General features: G+C 36.1%; 28 protein-coding genes. 11 read left to right on the top strand and 17 right to left on the bottom strand.

Features of this window, described 5'->3' with window-relative positions:
- Positions 1 to 8 precede the first annotated feature (8 nt).
- Positions 9 to 683: a site-2 protease family protein gene (locus tag ACK1U5_RS22435; protein WP_000372455.1), complete on the bottom strand. Its 675-nt coding sequence runs from the start codon at positions 681 to 683 to the stop codon at positions 9 to 11.
- 112 nt (positions 684 to 795) lie between these two features.
- Here ACK1U5_RS22435 and ACK1U5_RS22440 point away from each other — a divergent pair, with 112 nt between their 5' ends.
- Complete coding sequence (locus ACK1U5_RS22440; RefSeq protein ID WP_001147171.1) at positions 796 to 981, top strand: 2-hydroxymuconate tautomerase; 186 nt, start codon at positions 796 to 798, stop codon at positions 979 to 981.
- A 39-nt stretch (positions 982 to 1,020) separates the two neighbouring features.
- Here ACK1U5_RS22440 and ACK1U5_RS22445 read toward each other — a convergent pair whose 3' ends face one another.
- The 6 genes from ACK1U5_RS22445 to ACK1U5_RS22470 all read right to left on the bottom strand — a co-directional run bounded on the left by ACK1U5_RS22445 (position 1,021) and on the right by ACK1U5_RS22470 (position 7,031).
- A complete protein-coding gene (locus ACK1U5_RS22445; protein WP_000262731.1) occupies positions 1,021 to 2,325 on the bottom strand; it encodes an HD domain-containing protein in 1,305 nt (434 codons plus the stop codon).
- Positions 2,326 to 2,470: 145 nt separating this feature from the next.
- A complete protein-coding gene (locus ACK1U5_RS22450) occupies positions 2,471 to 3,409 on the bottom strand; it encodes an ABC transporter substrate-binding protein (protein WP_000787724.1) in 939 nt (312 codons plus the stop codon).
- 189 nt (positions 3,410 to 3,598) lie between these two features.
- The gene (locus ACK1U5_RS22455) at positions 3,599 to 4,411 is read right to left on the bottom strand and encodes an ABC transporter ATP-binding protein (RefSeq protein ID WP_000212068.1); all 813 of its coding nucleotides are present in this window, start codon (positions 4,409 to 4,411) and stop codon (positions 3,599 to 3,601) included.
- 15 nt (positions 4,412 to 4,426) lie between these two features.
- Positions 4,427 to 5,443 carry a FecCD family ABC transporter permease gene (locus ACK1U5_RS22460; RefSeq protein WP_001260757.1) on the bottom strand — a complete coding sequence of 339 codons (1,017 nt, stop codon included), beginning with the start codon at positions 5,441 to 5,443 and terminating at the stop codon, positions 4,427 to 4,429.
- The gene (locus ACK1U5_RS22465) at positions 5,440 to 6,495 is read right to left on the bottom strand and encodes a FecCD family ABC transporter permease (RefSeq protein WP_000388296.1); all 1,056 of its coding nucleotides are present in this window, start codon (positions 6,493 to 6,495) and stop codon (positions 5,440 to 5,442) included. The genes ACK1U5_RS22460 and ACK1U5_RS22465 overlap by 4 nt, the downstream gene beginning before the upstream one ends.
- A 311-nt stretch (positions 6,496 to 6,806) precedes the next feature.
- Positions 6,807 to 7,031: a DUF1450 domain-containing protein gene (locus ACK1U5_RS22470; RefSeq protein ID WP_000526078.1), complete on the bottom strand. Its 225-nt coding sequence runs from the start codon at positions 7,029 to 7,031 to the stop codon at positions 6,807 to 6,809.
- A gap of 285 nt (positions 7,032 to 7,316) precedes the next feature.
- Between ACK1U5_RS22470 and ACK1U5_RS22475 the strand changes: the two genes are divergently transcribed.
- Positions 7,317 to 8,009, top strand: a complete 693-nt coding sequence (locus ACK1U5_RS22475; RefSeq protein WP_000868358.1) for an RsfA family transcriptional regulator — start codon at positions 7,317 to 7,319, stop codon at positions 8,007 to 8,009.
- Positions 8,010 to 8,137: 128 nt separating this feature from the next.
- Positions 8,138 to 8,983 (top strand): lipoate--protein ligase family protein, encoded by an 846-nt coding sequence (locus ACK1U5_RS22480; protein ID WP_000071949.1) that lies wholly within the window; start codon positions 8,138 to 8,140, stop codon positions 8,981 to 8,983.
- A gap of 48 nt (positions 8,984 to 9,031) precedes the next feature.
- On the opposite strand, the gene pta is transcribed toward ACK1U5_RS22480, so the two are convergent.
- Positions 9,032 to 10,003: a phosphate acetyltransferase gene (pta, locus tag ACK1U5_RS22485; RefSeq protein WP_000067225.1), complete on the bottom strand. Its 972-nt coding sequence runs from the start codon at positions 10,001 to 10,003 to the stop codon at positions 9,032 to 9,034.
- A 255-nt stretch (positions 10,004 to 10,258) separates the two neighbouring features.
- On the opposite strand from pta, the gene hemQ reads away from it, so the two are divergent.
- The 4 genes from hemQ to gerQ all read left to right on the top strand — a co-directional run bounded on the left by hemQ (position 10,259) and on the right by gerQ (position 13,525).
- On the top strand, positions 10,259 to 11,002 hold the full coding sequence (gene hemQ, locus ACK1U5_RS22490; RefSeq protein ID WP_001287595.1) for a hydrogen peroxide-dependent heme synthase: 744 nt from the start codon (positions 10,259 to 10,261) through the stop codon (positions 11,000 to 11,002).
- A 199-nt stretch (positions 11,003 to 11,201) separates the two neighbouring features.
- On the top strand, positions 11,202 to 12,473 hold the full coding sequence (locus ACK1U5_RS22495) for a serine hydrolase (RefSeq protein ID WP_000722867.1): 1,272 nt from the start codon (positions 11,202 to 11,204) through the stop codon (positions 12,471 to 12,473).
- 173 nt (positions 12,474 to 12,646) lie between these two features.
- Positions 12,647 to 13,069 carry a cell wall hydrolase CwlJ gene (gene cwlJ / locus ACK1U5_RS22500; protein WP_000538167.1) on the top strand — a complete coding sequence of 141 codons (423 nt, stop codon included), beginning with the start codon at positions 12,647 to 12,649 and terminating at the stop codon, positions 13,067 to 13,069.
- Positions 13,070 to 13,096: 27 nt separating this feature from the next.
- The gene (gene gerQ, locus ACK1U5_RS22505) at positions 13,097 to 13,525 is read left to right on the top strand and encodes a spore coat protein GerQ (RefSeq protein ID WP_000068652.1); all 429 of its coding nucleotides are present in this window, start codon (positions 13,097 to 13,099) and stop codon (positions 13,523 to 13,525) included.
- A gap of 31 nt (positions 13,526 to 13,556) precedes the next feature.
- Here the strand turns inward: gerQ and ACK1U5_RS22510 are convergent, their stop codons facing one another.
- The 3 genes from ACK1U5_RS22510 to ACK1U5_RS22520 all read right to left on the bottom strand — a co-directional run bounded on the left by ACK1U5_RS22510 (position 13,557) and on the right by ACK1U5_RS22520 (position 15,276).
- The gene (locus ACK1U5_RS22510; RefSeq protein ID WP_000688315.1) at positions 13,557 to 13,925 is read right to left on the bottom strand and encodes a DUF423 domain-containing protein; all 369 of its coding nucleotides are present in this window, start codon (positions 13,923 to 13,925) and stop codon (positions 13,557 to 13,559) included.
- Between the two features lie 64 nt (positions 13,926 to 13,989).
- Positions 13,990 to 14,277, bottom strand: a complete 288-nt coding sequence (locus ACK1U5_RS22515) for a YwdI family protein (protein ID WP_001167349.1) — start codon at positions 14,275 to 14,277, stop codon at positions 13,990 to 13,992.
- Positions 14,278 to 14,283: 6 nt separating this feature from the next.
- Positions 14,284 to 15,276 carry a potassium channel family protein gene (locus ACK1U5_RS22520; protein ID WP_000993984.1) on the bottom strand — a complete coding sequence of 331 codons (993 nt, stop codon included), beginning with the start codon at positions 15,274 to 15,276 and terminating at the stop codon, positions 14,284 to 14,286.
- A 95-nt stretch (positions 15,277 to 15,371) separates the two neighbouring features.
- Here ACK1U5_RS22520 and ACK1U5_RS22525 point away from each other — a divergent pair, with 95 nt between their 5' ends.
- The 3 genes from ACK1U5_RS22525 (at position 15,372) to ACK1U5_RS22535 (ending at position 18,208) form a co-directional block, all read left to right on the top strand.
- On the top strand, positions 15,372 to 16,655 hold the full coding sequence (locus ACK1U5_RS22525) for a purine/pyrimidine permease (RefSeq protein WP_000847044.1): 1,284 nt from the start codon (positions 15,372 to 15,374) through the stop codon (positions 16,653 to 16,655).
- A 228-nt stretch (positions 16,656 to 16,883) separates the two neighbouring features.
- Complete coding sequence (locus ACK1U5_RS22530; protein ID WP_000221382.1) at positions 16,884 to 17,705, top strand: Cof-type HAD-IIB family hydrolase; 822 nt, start codon at positions 16,884 to 16,886, stop codon at positions 17,703 to 17,705.
- Positions 17,706 to 17,914: 209 nt separating this feature from the next.
- Positions 17,915 to 18,208 (top strand): DUF3817 domain-containing protein, encoded by a 294-nt coding sequence (locus tag ACK1U5_RS22535; protein WP_000953396.1) that lies wholly within the window; start codon positions 17,915 to 17,917, stop codon positions 18,206 to 18,208.
- A 41-nt stretch (positions 18,209 to 18,249) separates the two neighbouring features.
- Here ACK1U5_RS22535 and ACK1U5_RS22540 read toward each other — a convergent pair whose 3' ends face one another.
- Genes ACK1U5_RS22540 through ACK1U5_RS22560 form a run of 5 tightly spaced genes read right to left on the bottom strand, consistent with a single transcriptional unit; the run spans position 18,250 to position 22,715 of the window.
- Positions 18,250 to 18,927 carry a uracil-DNA glycosylase gene (locus tag ACK1U5_RS22540; protein ID WP_000432520.1) on the bottom strand — a complete coding sequence of 226 codons (678 nt, stop codon included), beginning with the start codon at positions 18,925 to 18,927 and terminating at the stop codon, positions 18,250 to 18,252.
- 19 nt (positions 18,928 to 18,946) lie between these two features.
- Entirely contained in the window at positions 18,947 to 19,939 is a 993-nt protein-coding gene (locus ACK1U5_RS22545; RefSeq protein WP_001206497.1) for an ABC transporter permease subunit, read from the bottom strand.
- The gene (locus ACK1U5_RS22550) at positions 19,932 to 20,849 is read right to left on the bottom strand and encodes an ABC transporter ATP-binding protein (RefSeq protein ID WP_000207709.1); all 918 of its coding nucleotides are present in this window, start codon (positions 20,847 to 20,849) and stop codon (positions 19,932 to 19,934) included. The genes ACK1U5_RS22545 and ACK1U5_RS22550 overlap by 8 nt, the downstream gene beginning before the upstream one ends.
- A complete protein-coding gene (locus tag ACK1U5_RS22555) occupies positions 20,846 to 21,727 on the bottom strand; it encodes an SGNH/GDSL hydrolase family protein (protein WP_002022849.1) in 882 nt (293 codons plus the stop codon). Before ACK1U5_RS22555 ends, ACK1U5_RS22550 begins: the two co-directional genes overlap by 4 nt.
- A gap of 10 nt (positions 21,728 to 21,737) precedes the next feature.
- A complete protein-coding gene (locus ACK1U5_RS22560) occupies positions 21,738 to 22,715 on the bottom strand; it encodes a LacI family DNA-binding transcriptional regulator (RefSeq protein WP_000181959.1) in 978 nt (325 codons plus the stop codon).
- 97 nt (positions 22,716 to 22,812) lie between these two features.
- On the opposite strand from ACK1U5_RS22560, the gene ACK1U5_RS22565 reads away from it, so the two are divergent.
- Complete coding sequence (locus ACK1U5_RS22565) at positions 22,813 to 23,439, top strand: YczE/YyaS/YitT family protein (protein WP_000943411.1); 627 nt, start codon at positions 22,813 to 22,815, stop codon at positions 23,437 to 23,439.
- A 29-nt stretch (positions 23,440 to 23,468) separates the two neighbouring features.
- Here ACK1U5_RS22565 and ACK1U5_RS22570 read toward each other — a convergent pair whose 3' ends face one another.
- Positions 23,469 to 24,764 (bottom strand): homoserine dehydrogenase, encoded by a 1,296-nt coding sequence (locus tag ACK1U5_RS22570; protein ID WP_000659109.1) that lies wholly within the window; start codon positions 24,762 to 24,764, stop codon positions 23,469 to 23,471.
- Positions 24,765 to 24,868 lie beyond the last annotated feature (104 nt).

Genomic DNA, 24,868 nt, shown 5'->3' on the forward strand with positions numbered 1-24,868 from the left:
CTTAAAAATTATAAAAGGCCAAAAATAGGCGCAATGATGCTATCTAAAAATACAAATACATGCGGAATAACTACCTGGAAAATAGGTTGAATTGTGTAATTACTAAGCGGTGTAATAACGAGAATTAATAACGCAATTGCCCCGTATTTTTCATACTGTGTCATTTTCGCGCGAATATTTGCTGGCGCTAAATCTTCCACAACTCGATACCCATCAAGTGGCGGGATCGGTAATAAGTTAAATACAAGTAAAACGATATTCAGCATAATAAAAATCTGGAAAAATTGAGCTAACGTATCTGCTACTGCAGATGGAATTGAGTATAATACACCAAATTTTACTAAGCTATACCAAATAATTAAACCAATTGCGCTTAAAATTAAGTTACTAATCGGCCCTGCAATTGAAACTAATATACCTGCAAGACGCGGTCTTTTAAAGTTATATGGGTTAACAGGAACCGGTCTTGCCCAACCGAATCCAAGAATTAATACTGCAATCAAACCTATAGGATCTAAGTGTGCCATCGGTGATAACGTTAAACGGCCTTGTCTCTTTGCTGTATCGTCTCCAAATTTATATGCTACATATGCATGTGCAAATTCATGAACTGATAATGCGATAATAATGGCCATTGCTACCAAAGGAATTTGGTGCAACGGGTATCTAAATAACTGATCCATGCTTCATCTCCTCTTCCATATGTCAAAAAAAGAAATTATTTGTTTTTTCGATTGTTCTTCCCCATAATCCGCTATAATAAGAGTGTAACTTACATAAAAGGAGCGATTGTACATGCCATACGTAACAGTGAAAATGCTAGAAGGACGCACAGAAGAACAAAAGAAAGCTCTTGCTGAGAAAGTAACAGCAGCAGTAAGCGAAACAACTGGTGCTCCTGAAGAAAACATCGTTGTTTTCATCGAAGAAATGTCTAAAAACCATTATGCAGTTGGCGGAAAACGCTTAAGTGACAAATAATTTCAAGTTTTTTCATAAGAAGCAGCCATTAGCTGCTTCTTATTTCTTTCCTTCTAACAACTCAATAATTCTCTCTTTATATTTTCCTTTTCTTCCATCTTCATAGATTAAATCATGTGGATAGAATAGCTTTTGATCCGTTCTTTTCTTACCTGTAATCGCCTCAACAATATCCGACTCACGTGAAAGCTCTCTAAGCTCTCCGTTTGGCATAAGAAGTAGGATTGGTAGACGCTCTTCTTCTTCTCCTGCACGATAAAAGTCATACGGTAAGTCTGATGTTGAATCAACTACTAAATAATACTCCGGATCAAGTCCAATCTTTTTAAATAAACTACTTAATTCCATCCAATTATCTAAACCGTGTTTATCTGTAAACTCTACATATTTAAATAGATTTCGATTCATAAAACGGCGGCATAAATCGCTTAAAATTGAATCTTCTTCTTCCTGCCATACTTGGAAGTAGTAATACATAACGTTCTCGTCTAACTTTAAATAATCCTCTACTGTTACTTCTTCTTCAAATAAAGAATAGAAATGAACAGGATGATTTTTAAATGTATAATACTTCTCGTGCAGTGATTTCGCACGGTGTAAAATCTTCGTTAAAATAACTTCTGCACTTCGCGTTACCGGGTGGAAATATACTTGCCAATACATTTGATAACGACTCATAATGTAATGCTCAACAGCATGCATACCACTATTTTTAATGACTACTTGATTCCCATACGGACGCATTACACGCAGTATACGTTCCATATCGAAGTTTCCGTACTTTACGCCTGTAAAATAAGCATCTCTTAATAAATAATCCATACGATCCGCATCAATTTGGCTCGAAATCATACTAATCGCTAATTTATTAGTAGATGTTTTTGCAATTACATCTGCTACCTTTTGTGGAAACTCCTTATCAACACGACTTAATACATCATTAATCTCCGTATCGCCTACGATAATCTTTTGCGTAAATTTCTCATGATCTAATGAAAATACTTTTTCAAACGAGTGAGAAAATGGGCCGTGACCGACATCATGAAGTAATGCCGCACATAAACATAACAATCTATCTTCAGCATTCCAATTTGGTCTGCCATCAAACACATCATCAATCATACGACGAATAATTTCGTATACACCTAACGAATGAGTAAAGCGACTATGCTCTGCACCGTGAAATGTAAAAAATGTCGTTCCAAGCTGCTTAATACGGCGCAAGCGTTGAAATTCTTTCGTTCCGATTAAATCCCAAATAACACGATCACGCACGTGCACATATTTATGTACTGGGTCTTTAAACACTTTTGTTTCGCTGAGTTTGTCGTTTAAATATACCACTTTCCGACATCCCCCTTTCTTTACTACATTCTTACTTTATATTATAAACGAAATGAGAAACAGAAAGAAATGAAAGACTGTATTAATTCCCTTTATAAAAAGAAAAAATCACCTTTACCGAAGTAAAAGTGATTTCCTTTATACATTATTTACCTAAAACGAATTCAGCAACTTCGTCTAAGATCATATCTTTCCCTAGTGGGAAGTAACCTTTGTTTAAGTCTTCATTTTTAATTGTAAATACGTGGTTATTTTTAACAGCGTTCATGTTTTTCCAAATTGATTCTTCTTGGAATTCTTTTAAGCGCTGAGAACCGTCACCAGTTGTAAATACGAATAAGTAATCTGGGTTGTAATCGATTAAAGCTTCTTTTTGTACTTGTACTAACGGTTTATCAGTTGGTGTCCCTTTAACTGCTGGTAGTTTTAAATCATTAAAGATTACGCTACCGTAACCGTAATCACCATATACGCGGAAAGCATTTGGATATGCAGCCATTTTCATAAATGTTGCTTCACCAGTTTTAGCGACGATTTTGTCATGTAATTTGCTTGCTTTTTCATCATACTTTTTGAACCATTCTTTTGTTTCTTTTTCTTTACCGAAGATTTGACCTACTTCTTCGAATTTTGGACGCCATTGATCTAATGGAGTGTTTAACATAACTGTTGGTGCAATTTTAGATAATTGATCATAAATCTTTTCTTGACGATTATTTACAAGAATTAAATCTGGTTTTGCAGCAGCTACTGCTTCAATGTTAATTTTATCGCCCCAAGCAGAACCAACTGGTTTAACGTCTTTTAGTTTCTTTTCAATATGTGCATCAATTTTTTCTTGAGATGTATTAGCAGTAATAACCGGTTTCATACCGAAAATTAATAATTCTTCTGTTGAACCACTAAGGTCAGCAATTTTCTTTGGGTTTGCAGGAATTTTAATTTCCCCTTTTGCATGTTTTACAGTGCGCTCTTCAGTCTTTGCATCTGCTTTCTTTTCTTCTTCTTTGTTAGAACAAGCTGCAAATAGTACAGAAGTCACAACTAGTACCATTGCTAATAGTGCCATTTTAAAATTCTTCATGTTCCCACTCCTTCTAGCTGTATTTATCTTATAAGTTACAATGAACTATAAGAAACAAATACAACAATTAATTAATATATATTTATTAATTGTTGTTAACAACCCATTCTAACGGGCGTTCAACTTCCCATTCTTATATAAGAAGCTCAACGTCCATTAGAATTCCCCCTCTTTACGAGGGGGTTCTACTTATGCTTTTTTACGCAATTGATTACTAATCATCGCTAAATCATATGTTAAACAAATTGGCTTACAGTTTACTGGACATGGAACGATTTGAGCTTCAATCTCAAATACGTTACGAAGTGTTTCACTTGTCATAACTTCATCTGGCGTTCCTTGTTTCATTAACTTACCTGCTTTTAATGCAATCATATGATCAGAGAAACGAGAAGCGTGGTTTAAGTCATGGATAACCATAACAATCGTTCTACCTTCTTCTTCATTTAACTTTTTCAATAAGTTTAATACTTCTAATTGATGAGCCATATCTAAGTACGTTGTTGGTTCATCCAATACAAGTAATTCTGTTCCTTGTGCAAGAGCCATTGCGATCCAAACACGTTGACGTTGGCCACCTGATAGCGCTTCTGCTGGACGATTCGCAAATTCTTTCATTCCTGTCACTTCAAGTGCCCAGTTAATGTAGCGATAATCCTCTTCTTTCAACGTGCCAAACCCTTTTTGATGAGGGAATCTTCCATATGACACAAGCTCAAATACAGTAAGACCCGTTGGCACTTCTGCAGTTTGTGGTAAAATCGCCATTTTCTTTGCAATTTCTTTCGTTGGCTGTTTCTCAATTGCTTTTCCGTCGAGATAAACAGTACCTTGCTTTGCCTTCAAAATACGAGACGCCGTTTTTAATAATGTGGACTTCCCACAACCATTTGGTCCAATAATTGTTGTAATTTTCCCTTCCGGAATTTCAACTGTTAACCCGTCAATAATTAAACCTTCATTATAGCCAACAGATACCGCATCCACCGCTAAAGTTGCCATACGAAAAGCCTCCCTTTATTTTGTCCTCATAAGTAAATAAATGAAATATGGTGCACCAATTACAGAAATAACAAGACCGACTGGTATTTCTGAAGTTGTTAATACACTTCTTGAAATTACGTCTGCGAATAAAAGTAAAAACGTTCCTATTAGCGCAGCGGTGGGCAACATAATTTGATGTTTACCACCAACAAGGCGCCTTGCTAAATGCGGGGCCATTAAACCGATAAAGCCAATTCCGCCCGCAACAGCAACAGATGCACCTGCTAAACAAACTGCAATAAATAATAATTTACGTCTTTCTTTTTCTACGTTTACACCAAGGCCAACTGCTGTAGAATCGCCTAGGTTCATTACATTTAATATGTGTGCTTTACTTATAGCAAGCGGTAAGAAAATAACCATCCATGGAAGTACACTTAATACGAATTTCCAATCTGTACCCCATAGACTTCCCGCCAGCCAAATCGTAGCAAAACGAAAATCGTTAGATGTCATCTTCATAGAGAAAATTAAACTAACAGCTCCAAATCCAGCTGCAACGGCAATACCGACAAGTATTAATCGAGTCGATGAAACGCCGTCTTTCCATGCTAGTAAATAAATAATTACCGCTGCTAATATCGCTCCAACTAGTGCAAAGAATGGAAGAATGAATACAGATAAAAATGTACCAGTCCCTACTTTCCCGAAGAAGAAGTAGACGAATATAACAACTGTTAATCCCGCTCCAGCATTAATACCTATAATACCTGGATCAGCAAGCGGATTTCGTGATAAACCTTGCAAAATCGCACCTGACATAGCTAAAGCAGATCCGACTAGTATAGCAATTACCATACGCGGCATACGGAATTCAAATAAAATAACAGACTGATCTTCAGCCCCTAGTCCAACCAATGACTTTAATACGTCCATTGGCGGGATTTTAAAAGTTCCTGTATTTAAACTAATAAGAAATATAGAAACGATTAGTCCTACTAAAATCGTTAATATAGAAATGTTCTTTTTTGTTAAGACACTCGTCCTCACATCTTTCCTCTCCCTTCATTACGTGCTAAGTAGAGGAAGAATGGAACCCCAATTAGCGCTGTAATTGCTCCAATTGGCGTTTCAAATGGCGGGTTAATAACGCGAGATAACATATCTGCACATTCAATTAACAGCCCGCCTAAGACCGCAGAACATGGAATAACCCATCTATAGTCCGAGCCTACAAGAAAACGAGTCATATGCGGAATTACAAGACCAACAAATCCAACTGATCCTGCCATGGAAACTGCGGAACCCGTTAAAACAAGAACAAGTACTGTTCCGATAAATTTAATTAATGTCGTATTTTGACCAAGTCCAATTGCAATTTCTTCACCGAAGCTCAAAATTGTAATATATCTCGACATCATAATTGCGATAAAAAGACAAACAAGGCCAATTGGCACTAACATATTAATACTTTGCCATTTCACTCCAGCAACTCCGCCTGCATTCCACATGCTTACCTCTTGGGCAAGATTGAAATACAATGCGATTCCAGATGAAATCGCCCCTAATAAAGCGCTAATAGCTGCACCTGCTAAAGCTAATTTCACAGGTGTTAATCCACCTGGTGAAGAAGACCCAATTCCATATACAATGCTTGCACCAAACGCAGCTCCAATAAAAGATGCGATAACAAACATTAAATAAGGTGAATTAGGAAAAAATGCATACATAATTGCAATTCCAAATACAGCCCCATCTGTAATCCCCATTAACGATGGCGAAGCAAGTGGATTTCGCGTCATACCTTGCATAATTGCTCCTGATACCGCTAAAAAGGCACCTGCAACTACGCCCCCTATTGCTCTAGGCATGCGAAGCTCTTGAATTACATTATGATGTGTAATAGATCCATCAAACTGAAATACAGCTTGCCATACAGTCTTTAAACTAATATCTGCAGCCCCAAAAGAAATAGAAACTGCCATGCTTAAAGCTAACAAAACTGTACCCGCTACTAAAATAATAGAAGCGATAAGCGGTCTGCTCTTAATCTCTTTAACATTCTCTTCTTGCTGTTCTATACTGCTTGCGCTCGCTTCCATCCCTCAACCATCCTAACTAACAACATATATTTATTGAAATGAAATTTATTCTCAAATAGTAATAAAAAAATTAGGTGAATTGTTATTTTCCTGATAATGATTATCAGAATCAGACACTTCTATTCTACCTATCGCTTTAAAAGACTGTCAACCATTATTTTGAAATATAAATTTATACAAATTGGAATTTTAATACAAAAGTTGTGTCTATCCTTTAGAAAACGTTCGTCCATACAAGAGTACTTTCGCAGAATAAATTATTCCTCTTATGGGCATAAAAAAGAAGAGTAATCTTTTCACTCTTCTTTTTCTTACTTATTTAACTTTGCTTCAATTTTTGCGATTAACTCATCTTCTGTTGGAGCCGCAACTGGACGGTTATTTACAAATGCGAATGATTTTTTACGACCAGGACCACAGTAAGACTGACATCCAACTTCAATCGTTGCACATGAATCTACTTTTTTTAACTTCGGAACTAACGTTTTAACGTTCGTTGCCTGACAGTCATCGCACACGCGAAACTCGTTTCCCATTATATAACACTTCCTCTATTTTAAACTTTTCTCAAGTACGTTTAAAAATAAACACTAAATGGTATTTTACCGCTCTTTGAAGCTCGTTGCAAGTTTCCCTACAAAGCCTATTCTCTACATAATGCTACATATTTTATATGCTCTCCTACAGAAGCGCTCACCATTCATGGGAAAATTTTTACCTTTCATCGAAATCTACCATATTTTTAAAAGCTTTGTATAAAAGTTTATTTTTTTGCCCATTATAAAAATAGGAAGTTCATAAAAAGAAAGGGAGTTGAATCTATGAAAGTAAGACAAGATGCTTGGACAGATGAGGATGATTTATTACTTGCTGAAACGGTACTTCGTCATGTTAGAGAAGGAAGTACGCAATTAAATGCATTTGAGGAAGTAGGGGATCAGTTAAATCGTACATCTGCTGCTTGTGGTTTCCGCTGGAATGCTGTTGTTCGCTATAGCTATGAACAAGCTCTTCAACTAGCAAAAAAACATCGTAAAGATAAAATGCGTGCTGCAAGCGGTGAACAAGCGAAAAAACGTTTACTTTATACACCACCAGCTTCAGATTCGATAACTGATTATGAAGAATTAGTACAAGAAGAATCAATCGTACAATATAAAGAAGCTATTCCATATCAAGAATCTACTGCTCCTGCTGCAAGAAGCTCTATGACAATGCAAGATGTTATTTATTTTTTACAAACAGTCGGATCTTCAAATATAAAAGTGACAGCTCTTGAAAACGAGAATACGAGATTGAAACAAGAAATTAAAGCACAAATCCTTCGGAATGAGGAACTAGAAAAGAAACTAGAAAAATTAGAAAAGCAATCTCATACTGTACAAGAAGATTACGAAACACTTATGAACATTATGAACCGAGCTCGTAAATTGGCAGTCATGGATGACGAAGAACGTTCTCAAACATCTTTCCGAATGGACCGAAACGGTAATTTAGAAAAAATTGCAGAATAAAAAGGATGCATGTAATGCATCCTTTTTATTATTTCACCTATAAGCTCCCCCTTTATATGTGAGAAAACTCCATTCTTCATTTTTTGCTATAATAGAGATTGTCATTTTAAAGATAAGGGGTTAGTTATATGAGCAATTCCCGTTCCATTTTATCTCAGCCAGAGTGGCGCATTGTAGATCAATCTAGTTTAGGACCAACATTCCATGCACTTCAGTCATTCGCAATGGATGACACATTATGCACAAGCATTGGAAATGGCAAGTCAGCGGCAACAATGCGTTCATGGGTTCATCACAATACAATTGTCCTTGGCATTCAAGATTCACGCCTTCCGCATTTAGAAGAAGGTATTTCTTTTTTAAAACAAAACAACTTCAATGTTATTGTCCGTAATTCTGGCGGGCTTGCGGTCGTGCTTGATGAAGGTGTTTTAAACGTATCACTTTTATTCCAAGAAACAGAAAAAGGTATCGATATTGACCTTGGATACGATACAATGTGGCATTTGATTAAGGAGATGTTAAAGGATTACGACGTTACTATCGAGGCAAAAGAAATTGTCGGCTCTTACTGTCCTGGTAGTTATGACTTAAGTATTCGCGATCAAAAATTCGCTGGTATTTCACAACGTCGTATTCGCGGAGGTGTCGCTGTCCAAATCTATCTTTGCGCTACCGGAAGTGGCTCTGAGCGTGCCGCACTCGTTCGTGATTTCTACAACCTAGCAATTCAAGGGGAAGAAACACGCTTTACGTACCCTGAAATTGTACCAAGTACGATGGCCTCACTCTCAGAATTACTTGGTGAAACCATTACAGTACAAGATTTAATGATGCGTCTTTTAAAAACATTGCAGCAATTCGCTCCAAAGTTAACACCATCTCAATTAACAATAGATGAGATTCCTTTATATGAGACGAATTTACAACGTATTATTGATCGTAATAATAAAGCACTTGGTTTAGAAAAATAAAGACCGTCGCTATAATAGCGACGGTCTTTATTTCAATTCATTATAGAATTAAAGTGCTTGAGCTGCTGTAATTAAAGCTAACTTGTACACTTCTTCCTCGTTACATCCACGAGATAGGTCATTTACAGGCATGTTTAAGCCTTGTAAGATTGGTCCTACTGCTTCGAAGTTACCTAAACGTTGAGCGATTTTGTAGCCGATATTACCAGCTTCTAAGCTTGGGAATACGAATACGTTAGCATCACCTTTAATTGTAGAACCTGGAGCTTTTTTCTCAGCTACAGATGGTACGAATGCAGCATCGAATTGGAATTCTCCATCTAAAGTTAACTCAGGAGCCATTTCTTTTGCAATGCGAGTTGCTTCTACAACTTTTTCTGTTTCTGGAGATTTCGCAGAACCTTTTGTAGAGAAGCTTAACATAGCAACGCGTGGATCAATGCCGAATAACTCAGCAGTTTTCGCACTTTCGATACCGATTTCAGCTAAATCTTGGCTGTTTGGTGCAATGTTAATTGCGCAATCAGCGAATACATATTTCTCTTCTTCACGTACCATGATGAATACGCCAGAAGTTTTTGTAACGCCTGGTTTTGTTTTAATAATTTGAAGTGCTGGACGAACTGTATCAGCTGTAGAGTGAGCTGCACCACTTACTAGACCGTGTGCTTTGCCCATGTATACAAGCATTGTACCGAAGTAGTTTTCGTCTTTAAGGATTTTGCGAGCGTCTTCTTCAGTTGCTTTACCTTTACGGCGTTCAACGAAAGATGCTACCATTGCATCCATTTCTTCGTATGTAGCTGGGTCGTAAATATCAACGCCTGCTAATGTTAAATTCATGCTAGCAGCTTTTGCGCTAATTTCTTCTCTATTACCAACTAAGATTGGTTTTACTAACTCTTCTTTTGCTAAACGCTCTGCAGCGCCTAAAATTCTTTCATCAGTTCCTTCAGGAAGTACGATAGAAATGCCTTTTCCTTGAACTTTTTCTTTTACTGTTGTAAATAAGTTGCTCACGAATAAACCCTCCTACATATGTTAAAAAAACTCTATCTTTAAGAATACTGCTTTTCTTCTATATTTTAAACTTATAGCTCCCAAAAAATAGATAAAATAAAAATGATTATATTTTCATAAAATTCAGCCGTTAAATTCACCTTGCTTAAACACTTAAATGTGACAATTTTATGCGCCAAGGTTTTATATAGATGATTTTAAAACTATATATGCTATAGTTAACGTGTAAAACTATCATTAACTGAGGTGAATAGAATGAGTGAAGCAACAACAACGTTAGATGGCTGGTATTGTTTACATGATTTACGTTCTATTGATTGGGCTGCATGGAAAACATTATCTAGCGACGAACGCGGACAAGCAGTGTCTGAATTTTTAAATGTCGTTGAAAAATGGAACGAAGTAGCTACTGCGAAAAAAGGTAGTCACGCAATGTATACAGTTGTTGGCCAAAAAGCTGATATTATGCTTATGATTTTACGTCCAACAATGGAAGAGTTAAATGAAATTGAGACAGAATTGAATAAAACAACTTTAGCTGAATATATGGTTCCTGCATATTCTTACGTATCTGTTGTTGAATTAAGCAACTATCTTCCAGCTGATGAGGATCCATACCAAAACCCGCAAATTTTAGCTCGCTTATATCCTGAATTGCCGAAAGCAAATCATATTTGCTTCTATCCAATGGATAAGCGTCGCCAAGGTGATGACAACTGGTACATGCTTCCTATGGAAGAGCGTAAAAAAATGATGTACAGTCATAGTAAAATTGGCCGTCAATACGCAGGTAAAGTACGCCAAGTGATTTCAGGATCTGTTGGATTCGACGATTTCGAATGGGGCGTAACATTATTCGCTGACGATGTTCTTCAATTTAAAAAACTTATATATGAAATGCGCTTCGATGAAGTAAGTGCTCGTTATGGTGAATTTGGAACATTCTTCGTTGGAAACATTTTACCAGACGAAAAAGTAGAGAAATTTTTACACATATAAATGGTGAAAAGGAACGAAATTCGTTCCTTTTTTTATTCTTCTCTATATTTATCCTCAAAAATCCCCTTTTTTCTGCACTTTTGAAGAAAAACCGACATTTTTTCAAATTTATTGTAAAATTGTAACCTTTTTATATGTAAAGATATGCTAAAATGATACGAGCTATATGCTAAATAACGATGCGAAGGTGATAATCTATATGAAAAAAATTTTGTCTATTTTACTATTGCTTGTATTGTCAATTTCTTCCTTAGGAGTAACAACATCCCATGCGGAAGAAAAAATACATATTGAGGCAGCCGCTGCACTTTTATTTGATGCAGATACAGGAAAAATACTTCACGAGCAAAATCCCGATGAATTGCTAGCTATTGCTAGTATGTCGAAATTAATTGTTGTTTACGCTGTTTTAGAAGCAATTAAAGAAGGAAAAATCACATGGGATACGAAAGTAAATATTTCTGATTACGCTTATGAAGTCTCTCGTAATAATGAATTCTCTAATGTACCGTTCGAAAAAGGACGTCAATATACTGTAAAAGAATTATATCATTCTATTGTTATATTCTCTGCAAATGGATCTAGTATCGCTTTAGCAGAACTTCTTGCAGGAAGTGAGAAAAACTTCTTAAATCTTGCAAATGAACATGCTAAAAAGCTAGGATTAAAGAAATATAAATTTGTAAACGCTACGGGCTTAAATAACGCTGACTTAAAAGGAAAACATCCTGAGGGTACTGATCCAAATGCAGAAAACTCTATGTCAGCTCGTGATATGGGTATGCTTTCAAAAGCAATGATTACAAAGTATCCAGAAATGCTAGAGGATACAAAACAAAGATTTAGAAACTTCCCAGACAATCACCCAAAACCAATTCGTATGGAAAACTGGAATTGGATGTTACCAGGAGCTGCTTTCGCTTATGAAGGTACTGATGGTTTAAAAACTGGAAGTTCTGATACAGCTGGATACGGATTTACTATTACTGCTAAACGTGGTGATGTACGTCTTATCTCGGTTATTATTAAAACAAAATCAATGGATGAACGTTTCACAGAATCTCGTGAATTAATCGAATACGGATTTAATAACTTTGAAAAACAAAAACTAAAAGTTAATAAGAACAATACAATCTCTGTAGTAAAAGGGAAAGAAGACCAAGTAACTGTTGCACCCGAAAAAGAAATAACAGTAATTGCGAAAAAAGGTAGCAAAGAACCTTATAAAATTGGGACTGAATTAGATAAATCTCTTGCTGAAGATGGACATTTAGTTGCTCCTATTAAGAAAGATGCCAAAGTAGGCTCAATTACTTTAGAATCAACTGATAAATATGGTTTCTTAGACGGTAGTAAAAGTATGAAAGTTACTGCAAAAACGACAGAGGAAGTTGAAAAAGCAAATTGGTTTGTGTTAACAATGCGCTCTATTGGTGATTTCTTCTCAAACTTATGGTCTAAAGTTTTTTAATAAAAAAGCTGGCTCACGCTAGCTTTTTTTATTTTCCGCTCTCAATGTAAAACTTCGTTTGGTTGTCATATCTGAGCCCTTTTCCTCATACGTATGAACTAGTAATTGTTACACACTTCATCTAGAGATAAACCTCTTTCCAAAAGGTATTCCAAAAAGAGAGGTGACACATAATGGGAGTTATTGCTTATAACGAAGAAGATGTAAAGTTGTTAGCTAGACTGATGCGTGCTGAAGCCGAAGGAGAAGGACAACAAGGAATGTTAATGGTCGGAAACGTTGGGGTAAATCGTGTCCGCGGAAATTGTTTAGACTTTAAAAGCATTCGTAATTTACGTCAAATGGTTTATCAAAACCCCGGCGGTTTTGAAGCAACGCAAAAAGGATACTTTTATCAACGGGCACGTGAACAAGATATTGCCCTAGCGAGACGGACCATTCAAGGGCAACGTTTTTGGCCTGCCAACTTTGCCTTATGGTTCTTTAGACCTGAAGGGGCATGTCCACCGACTTGGTATAACCAACAAAACTCTGGTCGCTTTAAAAAGCACTGCTTCTTCCAGCCATCTGCTGGAGACTGCCCTAGCGTATATTAAGGAATAAAAATGAGGAGGGATTTTTGAATGGCACAGCAACAAAATCCGTACTATGGAACAGGTTTTTATCAACCATCTGGAACTTATGTACAACCGCAACAAATGACTCAACAACAGCAGCAAGCGATGCAACAACAAACAGCTCAAGCTGCGCAAGCTCAATATGCAATTTCTCAAGGCATGTTACCTCTAGAGCAATCCTATATTGAAAATATCCTTCGTTTAAACAAAGGTAAGCAAGCTACGGTTGTAATGACTTATGAACGTGGCAGTTCCCTTGGTACACAATCTTATACAGGTATTATTGAAGCAGCTGGCCGTGACCATATTGTTATTAGTGAACCGCAATCAGGAAAACGCTATTTACTACTAATGATCTACTTAGATTACGTAGAGTTTCCAGAAGAAATTACGTATTTACCTAGTCAACAAGCAACTTATACTCCAAGACCATAAAAAAAGCTGGCAAATGCCAGCTTTTGTTTTTTTATAATCCTTTTACAACTGCAGTCCCTACTAGAATCCACGCCACTATAAACGCTACACCACCAAGAGGTGTAATTGGACCAAAGAACTTAATGCCTGTCGTACTTAATGCATACAAACTACCTGAGAACATAATAATTCCAGCTACCATTAGCCAACCAGCAGTAGTTAAAAGTGATGATTGAACCTTATCCATCAATAAAGCAACTACGAATAGTCCACCTGCATGAAACATTTGATATGTAACGCCTGTTTTCCAAACTTCTAACATTTTTGCAGAAATTTTATTTTCTAAACCGTGTGCTCCAAAGGCCCCTAACGCAACAGATAGCCCCGCTGCAATACAACCTAGTAAAAAGAAAATTTTCATCTTAATTCCCCTTTTTTACCTTTATCATAAGCAATTTTTGCATATAAGCCAAACGATTTATCTTCTAAAAATCAAATAAAGAATTACCGTTTGCATCACTTTCTTTTATATATACTGGCTCCCCAGAAACAGGTGCAATTGGTTGCATAGTTGTTACTGGTTGTGATCCAATTACTTGCGATTGAATTTTCGGTTCTCTATATGTAGATGTTTCAACTTGTTCATCTAATAATAAGTCACATAAAGCACGCACAACTAATAAATGTTCTTTTGACTTTTGTCCTTCACTACTTTTTGCCTTCGCAATTTCATTCGCCATTTTATTTAAAATCTTGTCGCTAGATATTTGCATTCCTTATCACCTCGTACTTTGTAATTCTTTCTCGAATTGTCCCAATTTTTCTACTGAACCAAATACTATTATCATATCACGTTCTTTCAATTTTTCCTGCCCTGTCGGATTATGTATAATATTCCCATTTCTTGAAATCGCTAATATTGTTACATCAAACTGATTCCTTACATTACTCTCTAGTAACGATTTACCAACCAATATTGAATCTTTTCCAACTAGAATTTCTTCAATGACAAATGACTGTTCTACTCCATACAACACTGTATCAATATAATGAACAGTTAATGGATTTGCAATACCTTTTGCGATATGAATACCCGCCATACTAGATGGATTAATAACCTTATTTGCACCAGCACGCCTTAATTTCTCTTCAGTTTCTGGCTTTTCAGATCTCGCCACAATTTTAATCGTATCGTTTAACCCTCTTGCTGTTAATGTAATAAATACATTTTCGGCATCATTTGCAACAATAGCAACTAAACCAGCTGCTTTTAAAATTCCGGCATTATGTAATACTTGATCTTCCGTTGCATCTCCATGTACAAATAAAAGCTTTTCCTGCTCCAATATACTTTCATCTTTATCAACAACGACAAATGGAATATTCTTTTCTTGCAATTCATGTACAACTTGAAGCCCCACTCTACCGCAACCACACACTATAATATGATTTTTCAACTGCGCTATTTGTTTATCCATCTTCTTCCTCCGTACTGCATGAAATAAATTCCCTTCAATAATCATAGCTGCCACTACCCCAATTGCATACGTAACAATACCTACGCCAACAGGAATAATAAGAAGCGCAAATACTTTCCCCGCTTGCGTTACAGGAACGGCATCTCCGTATCCAACAGTCAATACAGTAATCATTGTCATCCAAAATGCTTGAAACAAACTAATCTCTTCAATCGTCATAAATCCTATCGTTCCTAGAATTACAACAAAAGTCATACATATAACTGCTATCCATAATTGCTTACGTGCATTCATACTGTGTTTCAACTCTTTTCTCTATCTACAATCTTTGCCAGTGGAAATAAAATACGTATATACTAGATACGGAATCTATGAAAGAGGTTGATATAATGAAGACATTTCTTTCCGCCTTACAATGGGCACTATTTATTTTAGCTGGAAGCCTTATTGTACCAATTAGTGTCGCAACTAGTTATGGTCTTAATGGCGCTGAAGCCATCGCATTTGTACAAAGAACATTATTTGTTCTAGGTTTTGCTGGTCTCTTGCAAGCTATATTTGGGCATAAACTTCCTATTCAAGAAGGTCCTGCTGGCCTTTGGTGGGGAATTTTCTCTCTTTACGCAAGTTTAGGCGTCGTACTATTTGGATCAAATAATGAGACACTTAAAGTTCTTCAATATGCTTTCTTATTAAGTGGTATTATTTGTATTATTCTTAGCGTTTTTGGACTTATTGATAAACTCGTTCGCTATTTTACACCGACAGTCATTGGAACGTATTTATTTCTTCTTGTCGCGCAGCTTAGTGGCTCCTTCTTAAAGGGAATGTTTGGCCTTGATGGAAAACATACAGAAGTACAACCTAACGTATTTATTCTTTCACTCATTGTTATTTTACTATCCTTTTTCATCATGAAGCTACCTATTATTGGACAATATTCCGTTCTTTTCAGTATCGTATGCGGCTGGATATTATTCGCATGCTTCGGATTATCTAATCCAATAACACCAGTGACAGACATAATCCGTTTTCCATCCTTATTTGTTTTCGGAATGCCTCGTGTTGAATGGAACATGGTAATTACGGTCATTTTCGTTACGCTCTTACTTCTAACAAATATGTTAGCAAGTATTCGCGTTGTACAAAAGGTTGTCTCTAAATATGAAGAAAACGCTGCATCAGATCGTTTTAAACAAGCTGGCATTATAACAGGAATCAACCAATTGCTAGGCGGCCTATTTTCAGCTATTGGGCCTGTCGCTATTTCTGGATCAGCAGGTTTTATTGCAACGACTAATATTTATAAACGTCTCCCGTTTATATTAGGGTCAAGCTTTATTATTGTCGTTAGTATATTTCCAAAGATTACTTCATTCTTTGCAGCAATCCCTGTTGCAGTTGGTTATGCCGCTATTTATCCTGTATTCGCAAGCATGATTGGCCTCGCCTTTCGAGAATACGAAACTGTCCAGGATAAAGAACGATTATTTAAAGTAGCCGGTCTTTCAATCTTTACAGGAGTCGGAGTTATGTTTGTTCCAGCAGGAGCATATTCCACACTTCCACCATTTCTAGCATCGTTTTTAAGTAATGGTCTCGTTCTTGGATCTGTAATGGCAATCTTGCTAGAAATACTATTTTCTCGTTCCACAGCAAAACAAATATCTTAAATTGGAAAACTTCCATTATTGCACTCTACCTTTAGAGTTGTTACGATAAAATCAAACTTTAATCATTGGGGTTTTATTCATCCCCAATGATTATTAACCAATATTATGAGCAACACACTCATAATAATTTATCTACTTCTTTTCAAAGAGGTTTGATGTCTTACTATTATTCCTCAATCTCTTCATGAACATGTATTTTGATTTCAATTAAAGAAAGGAATTTTCTATATGACTTATAAAATGATTGTTTTAGATTTAGATGATACTTTATTACGTGATGACCATACTATTTCACCTCGTACGAAAGAAGCGTTAATGACTGCACAAGAGCAAGGCGTAAAGGTTGTACTTGCTTCTGGACGTCCAACGTTCGGTATGCGCAATGTAGCGAAAGAACTTCGTTTAGAAGAATACGGCAGTTTCATTTTATCTTTTAATGGTGCAAAAATTATTAACTGTAAAACAAACGAAGAAATCTTTAGTAGTACACTATCTCCTGAAATCGTTCACAACCTATTTGAAATTAGTAAAACTGAAGATGTATGGATTCATACTTATATGGGCGATGATATCGTAACGGAAGAAAATAATCCTTATACTGAAATTGAGGGCGATATTACTGGTATGCCAATTGTTGTAGTAGATGACTTTAAAGCTGCAGTTAAAGAGCCCGTAGTAAAAGTATTAATGAATAAAGAAGCTGAACGCCTTGTTGAAGTTGAAAAGAAACTACAAAAACAGCTAGAAGGCCAATTAAGCGTGATGCGTTCGAAACCATTCTTCTTAGAATTTACTGAAGCTGGTGTTACAAAAGGAACGAGCTTAAACAAACTGATCCAAAAGCTTGGCATTAAGCGTGAAGAAGTTATCGCAATGGGCGATAGCTATAACGACCAAGCGATGATTGAATTTGCTGGTCTTGGCGTTGCAATGGGCAATGCACCTGATGATATTAAAGAAATTGCAAACTACGTAACAGATACAAATATGAACGATGGTGTTGCAAAAGTTGTAGAGAAATTCGTTTTAAAAACGGATGTACTTGTTTAATATTTTCATTCACAAAACCTATTTGAAGTCAAATACTTCAAATAGGTTTTTATTTAAATTCTCATGCTTTTGTGACTATATTTTGAACTTTGCACTATTCTCGTAGTGTAAACTTTCTTTTTGTATATAATGAAACAAAATAGACTATTTTATTTTGAAAAAGAATACAAATTTACTATATACAAGCATACGTTAAAGGAGGCTACTTTATGTTATCTACACCAATCGGACGATTAAGAGCAATTGGACTAGTTGAGGGTATTTCTTTCCTATTACTATTATTTGTAGCAATGCCATTGAAATATTTCGCAGGATTTGCAACAGCTGTTAAAATTACAGGCATGGCTCATGGTGTTCTATTTATTCTATTCATCTTTGCAGTAATTCAAGTAACAATCGTACACCGTAAATCAATTTTATGGGCACTTGGAGCATTTGTTTCATCAGTTATCCCATTTGGCACTTTTGTACTAGATGCAAAATTAAAGAACGAGCAACAATAATAATAAAAAGGTAGTTAACGACTGTTAACTACCTTTTCTATTTATAAATTTGGAATTTCCCAATCAATTTCTCTTTCGCCCATATTAGCTAAAATCGTATTTACTTTAGAATATGGCTTACTACCAAAGAAACCACGTCTTGCCGATAGTGGGCTTGGATGTACAGATTCGATAATATGATGATTCGGATTCGTAATTAACTTCTTCTTCGCCTGCGCATGGCGCCCCCACAATATGAAAATAACTGGCTTTTCACGTTCATTCAATAGTTCAATTACACGATCTGTGAAGTGCTCCCATCCTTTTCCCTTATGAGAATTTGCTTCGCCTTGACGAACTGTTAATACGGTATTTAGTAATAATACTCCTTGTTCCGCCCATTTTACTAAATAACCGTTATTCGGGATTTCATAACCATATTCATCTCGAAGTTCTTTATACATATTTAACAATGACGGTGGTGTTTTAACACCAGGTTGCACAGAAAAGCTTAAACCATGCGCTTGATTCGGTCCATGATATGGATCTTGTCCTAAAATAACAACCTTTGTATTTTCATAACTTGTATACTGAAGAGCGTTAAAAATATCTTCTACCTTCGGATAAACAACATGCGTGCTATATTCTTCTGTCAAAAAACTGGATAGAGTAAGATAATACTCTTTCTCGAATTCTGGTGCCAATAGTGGCTCCCAATCATTCTTTAAAACATTTTCCATACTGTCACTTCCTGTCTAATTAATTCACCATATCCTGTCTTGTAAATACTACGAACGAAATAACAAGGGAAACAACTGCCCAAACAGTTAAATTCATCAAAGAAAATCCCATCGATAAACCTTGTAATGCAGGTAATTTTCCTGATAAATAATCCGTTAATGATAAATTCACACTAAAAATATATTTGGCGCCTTCCCAAGATGTTGCGAACGAGCTTAAAATACCGCCTGCAATTAATGCAGCTAGCATAACGCCCATACCAGCTGGTGTATTACGAATTAAAACAGAGACCATAAATGATATAGTTCCGACAACGATAGCAACAAACCATGCTAGTCCATACGCCATTAAGATGTATTGCCACTGCGGAATAAGATGCACAAAGTTCGTATTTAGCGTTTCCTTATCAATAACAAATCCTGTTAAAACAGGTAAATTCCATCCCGAGTATCCAAATACAAGCCCTGATAATATGTAAGCAAACAAACCTACAAGAAACAGTATGAGCGAAATGAAAAATAACATCGTCACGTATTTACTAAGGAGTATTTTCCAGCGCCGGATTGGCCGCGTAAGTAACATCTTCATCGTCCCATCACTTCGTTCTCCTGAAACGATATCAATGGCGACAATCATTACGAGAAGCGGAATAAATAATGTAATTCCTTGTTCAATAAATGATCTGACAAAAGTCGGTGCACCCGGTGCCATCGGATTAATATCATGATCTAAATAATATTGTTGTTGCTCAACTCTTACCTTTAACCAATCACGCCATTCTTCTGGCAACCTAGAATTGTTCAACCGGTTCTGAGAATCAACAATTTGCTGTTGCAATGAAACCTTCCAATCGGTTGTACCGAGTCTTTTTTGTGTCGTTTCTATTTCACGATACTGCGCATACACAAAAAGCGGGATCAAGATTGCTAAAATAAGCATGACAACAAAAATACGTTTCTTACGGTAAATCTTTTCTGATTCATTTAAAACTAGATTCGCAAATTCACGCATGCTGCTCACCCCTTGTGAGTTCAATAAATAAATCTTCTAGCGTAAATACAAGCTCCTTAACGCTATGTACATCTATTTCATTTTCGACAAAGTGTTTATTCCAACTACTTATAGATGCAATATCCATGCGGCATAGTAATCGATCGCCTTCTACACTCACTTCCCTTACTTCTTCGGCCGCTTCTAGCATATCTTTCGCCTTAGAAATTGGTGTAACAATCCATTCTACACGATCACTTGCTGTTTTAATTAATTCTTCAACCTTGGCAACTGTTATCATTTTTCCTTTATGAATAATAGCAACGCGATCACATATCATTTGCACTTCACTTAGCAAGTGACTTGAAATAAACACGCTCATATTTTCTTCTTTTACAAGCTTATGTATAAATTCCCTAAGTTCTCTAATCCCTGCTGGATCTAAACCATTCGTTGGCTCATCTAATATGAGCAATTTTGGATTCCCAAGGAGCGCCTGCGCAATTCCAAGGCGTTGTTTCATACCAAGTGAGTACGTTTTTACCTTGTCATGAATTCTTTCATCTAAATGAACCATTTCAGCAATTTCAATAATACGTTCATCTGATATATCACCTAACATACGAGCAAATTGCTTTAAATTTTCCCATCCCGTTAAATATGTATACAACTCTGGGTTTTCAACGATACTCCCAATTTGACGCATCGCTTCTCTGAAATTTTCCTTAATCGAATAACCACCGATAGAAATCTTACCTTCTGTCGCCTTAATCAATCCGACTAACATTCGAATGGTAGTCGTCTTTCCAGCACCATTTGGTCCTAAGAACCCGAACACTTCTCCTTGCTTTACATCAAAGGAAATATTCTCTACAAGAGTCTTCTTTCCAATTACCTTCTTCAAATCTCGTACGGAAAGTATCGTCGTCATTTTACCCCTCCTTGTTCTAGTTTTAATTTACTTACAACATTTTGAACTAAACGTTCTGCCATATACGTATAACCTACTTCGTTCGGATGAAAATGATCAGAGTATAATAAATCTTTCCCGCGGTTTTGGAATAAATCAAATGTCGGTGTAATATACACATTTTTATCGTTTAGCGCTAACTTCTCTAAAGATGCATTCCAGTCCACAACAATGTTTGAAGACCCTTTTAAATCTTCTACATCTTCAAAAGGATTGTATAAACCAAGCCAAAAAATCGGACTATCTGTATTTAATTTACGAATTTCTTCTATAATTTTCTTTGCTTCATTTTGAAACGTTTCTGTGTCAGGACGATACGTCTCTAAATCTATTTTCCCAAGCGATTCCCAGCCTGGGAACAAATCATTCCCACCAATCGTTAACACGATTACATCTGCTTGCTTAATTGAATATTGAGCGCCATTACTTTCAATTTGTTTTAATAAATCGGGCATTTTTGCACCACTAACTGCTAAATTTGTTAATGCAATTTTTTGCTTATAATCTTTTTGTAAATCCTCTTTCATTCGCCCAACATAGCCAATTCCTTCTTTATCACCAACGCCACGCGTTAATGAATCACCTAAACTAACGATTTGTAACGTTCCCGTTTTCTTTTTCTCTTTTGCCACTACATCGGTCTTTTTAATTAAATTTGAAGCTTTCGGATTTAATACATCATTTACACCTGAAACAAAGCCATATGCAAATAAACAGAAAGATGCAATTGTAATGAGTAGAATTACTTTTACTACTTTTGATCTCATATCAAAACCCCTTTTAGCCCTCATAGATTGTCCATAATTATACCAAACGAAATTTTGAAAAGCGATTTTCACACCTTCTCAATTACGTCGTTTCTCTATTTACTAACTCTGGTAATAACTCTATATGCTTCACATCTAATTTCTCTTCATTAATCTTTTCATATAATAATTCAAACGCTTTTACTCCAACGTTTTTACTAGAATGCGAAATCGTCGTTATACCCAATATATCTGCCACCTCTTGATCATCACACCCGATAATCGTAATATCCTCCGGAATACGAATTCCTTGTTTTTTTGCTTCTGTAACCATCCCCGCTGCAATATGGTTACAAGATACAAGGAACGCCGTCGGTTTTACTGACATATGAGCCCATTCTCTAATTACATTGCGTCCATCTTCCACTGTAAAACAACCCTCAAATTTCCAGGTCTCTAGCGGTGTTACGATACTCTGTTGAAGCGAATCTTCATATGCCTTCTTTCGTCTTTGGCTATTAACACTATTACTTCTTCCAATACAATATCCAATATGTGTATGACCGGCATCTATTAAGCTTTTCATCCCAAGTGAAAATACTTTGTAGTAATCGATATGGACACTTGAAATGCATTTTGAATCTATTTCTTCACACATAACAATCGGGCCGAATTTTGTATATTCTTCAAGCTTCTCCTTACTATTTGCCCGAGAACAAATAATAACCCCATCAAGCTTTTTCATTTTTAACATATTTAAAATTTCTAGTTCTCTTTCTTCGCTATAATTCGTCTGGCAAAGCATCATATTATAATTATTCTTGGCTGTCTCTTTTGATATCCCCTCGATAATAGCGCTATAATATTGATCATTTACGTGTGGTAATAAAACGCCAATTACATTCGTTTTTCCTTTCACTAAATGAATCGCATTCACGTTTTGCGTGTAATTTAATTCTTCTATAATCGCTAAAATTTCTTTTCGTTTCTGTTCATTTACGTACGGATGATTATTTAGTACACGTGAAACAGTTGAAACAGATACTCCAGCAAGTTCAGCAATCTTTCTTATATTTGTCATCTCATTTTCCCCTTCTCACAAAAATTCTCCCTTGACCTGGTAAGCTTTCCACAATATATCCTTTCCTAGCAAATACATTTAGAAAGGATATACAACTATGCTTCGATTCAAATTAGAATATATATTTTTCATTGGCGGTTTACTCATTCTTGCCATCGGTATTAATATGATGACGACAATTACTTCCTTTGGACTTAGCCCTTATGATTCCTTCTTTATTGCACTATATCAAAATTTTGGCATAAGTATTGGTTTTTGGATTTTTATGATTAACTTTGCCTTTACACTTATCGTACTCTTTTGGAATAAAAAACAAATTACAATCGGTACAATTGTAACGATGGTTCTTATTTCTCTTTTTGTTGATTGGATTGGTTCCATTACAACTATTATGGACGCTATCCGCTCTCTTCCAAAATATATAACACTTATTTGCGGAAATCTATTCGTTGGAGCTGGAATTGGTCTTTACGTCTCTACAAACCTTTGCGCAGCGCCTCAAGAAGCTTTCGTTTTAACGGTTGCTGAGAAGAAAAAATGGACGTTTAGAAGAACAGAGATTTCATTAGCCTTTTTATTTTTAACGTTAAGCTTTTTATTAGACGGACCTATCTATTTTGGAACAATCATCTTATCCTTTACAACAGGCTGGATTATCCAAGCATTTATTCAAGTTGGTACGCAGATTTTAAATAGAAAAGAGCCTATTAAGCAAGCTGCTTAATAGGCTCTTTCTGTTTTATGGTAAGGATACTACTTAGCATCCCCTTCAATTCGATAGTTCGCTTTCAAACAATCTATTTCTTCATACCCTTGCAACGTATGTAGAATATAATCATAATCAGCAAGAGACGCACGATGCGTTACAATTACAATTTCAGCCTTTCCTTTCTCTTCAAGCGGCATTTGAATAATTTTCTCAAAGCTAACTCCGCGCTCAGAGAACAATGAAGTAATTTTTGCAAATACACCAATTTCGTCTTTTACATGCAGTCTTAAAAACTTTTTCACGACAATTTCGTCTGGCTCTTTTAATACTTTTTGATATTGTGGGACTACAGCACTATTTCCTGTTACCCCTAATCTAATATTTTGCATTACAGCAACTAAATCCGAAACAACAGCTGTCGCTGTTGGTAAACTTCCTGCGCCTGGTCCATAAAACATCGTTTCCCCAACTGCTTCACCGTAAACATACACAGCGTTATATTCATTTTGTACTGCCGCAAGAGGATGTGTATTTGGAAGTAAAGTTGGTTCAACTGTAACCTCCAATTTTTCACCATCTCGTTTTGCAAGACCGATTAATTTAATTGTATAACCTAAGCTCTTACTATATTCAATATCTTCCTCTGTAATAGAGGTAATCCCTTTTACTTTCACGTCTCCAAGCTCTACATTTGTAGAGAAACCGAGAGTAGCTAAAATCGTCATTTTTCTTGCTGCATCTAAACCTTCTACATCTGATGTTGGATCTGCTTCTGCAAATCCAAGTTGTTGGGCTTCTTTTAACACGTCGTTATATGCTCTCCCTTCGTCTGACATTTTCGTCAAAATAAAATTTGTCGTTCCATTTACAATTCCCATTACTTTCGTAATAAGATCTGAGGAAAGTCCTTCTACGATACTGCGTAAAATTGGAATTCCCCCTGCCACACTCGCCTCATAGAATAAATCAGCCTTATTATCTTTTGCTGTCGCTAATAATTCAGCTCCATGTAATGCCATTAAGTCTTTATTTGCAGTTACAACATGCTTTCCGCTTTTTAAAGCTTGTAAAATATATGATTTTGCATCATCAATGCCACCCATCACTTCAATGACAACATCAATATTTGGATTATCTAAAATTTCATTTGCATCTTGTGTTAATAGAGTAGAAGGTACCTCTACCTCTCTCTCTTTCTCAATGTTTTGCACTAATACTTTCGTTACCTTCACTGGACAACCTACTTGGTGTATGAGTCGTTCTTGATGATCCGTAATAATACGAACCACACCACTGCCAACTGTCCCAAGACCTAATAACCCAACTTGAATTTCTTTCATAGTACTGTCCACCCCTCAAAAATTGTGTTTAGATGAAATTATATGAGTAAAAAATCTGAAAAACAATGTATTTTGAACATTCGGAAAAATAAAGGTTAATCTTT

The sequence above is a fragment of the Bacillus sp. XB1 genome (genome assembly GCF_053557995.1).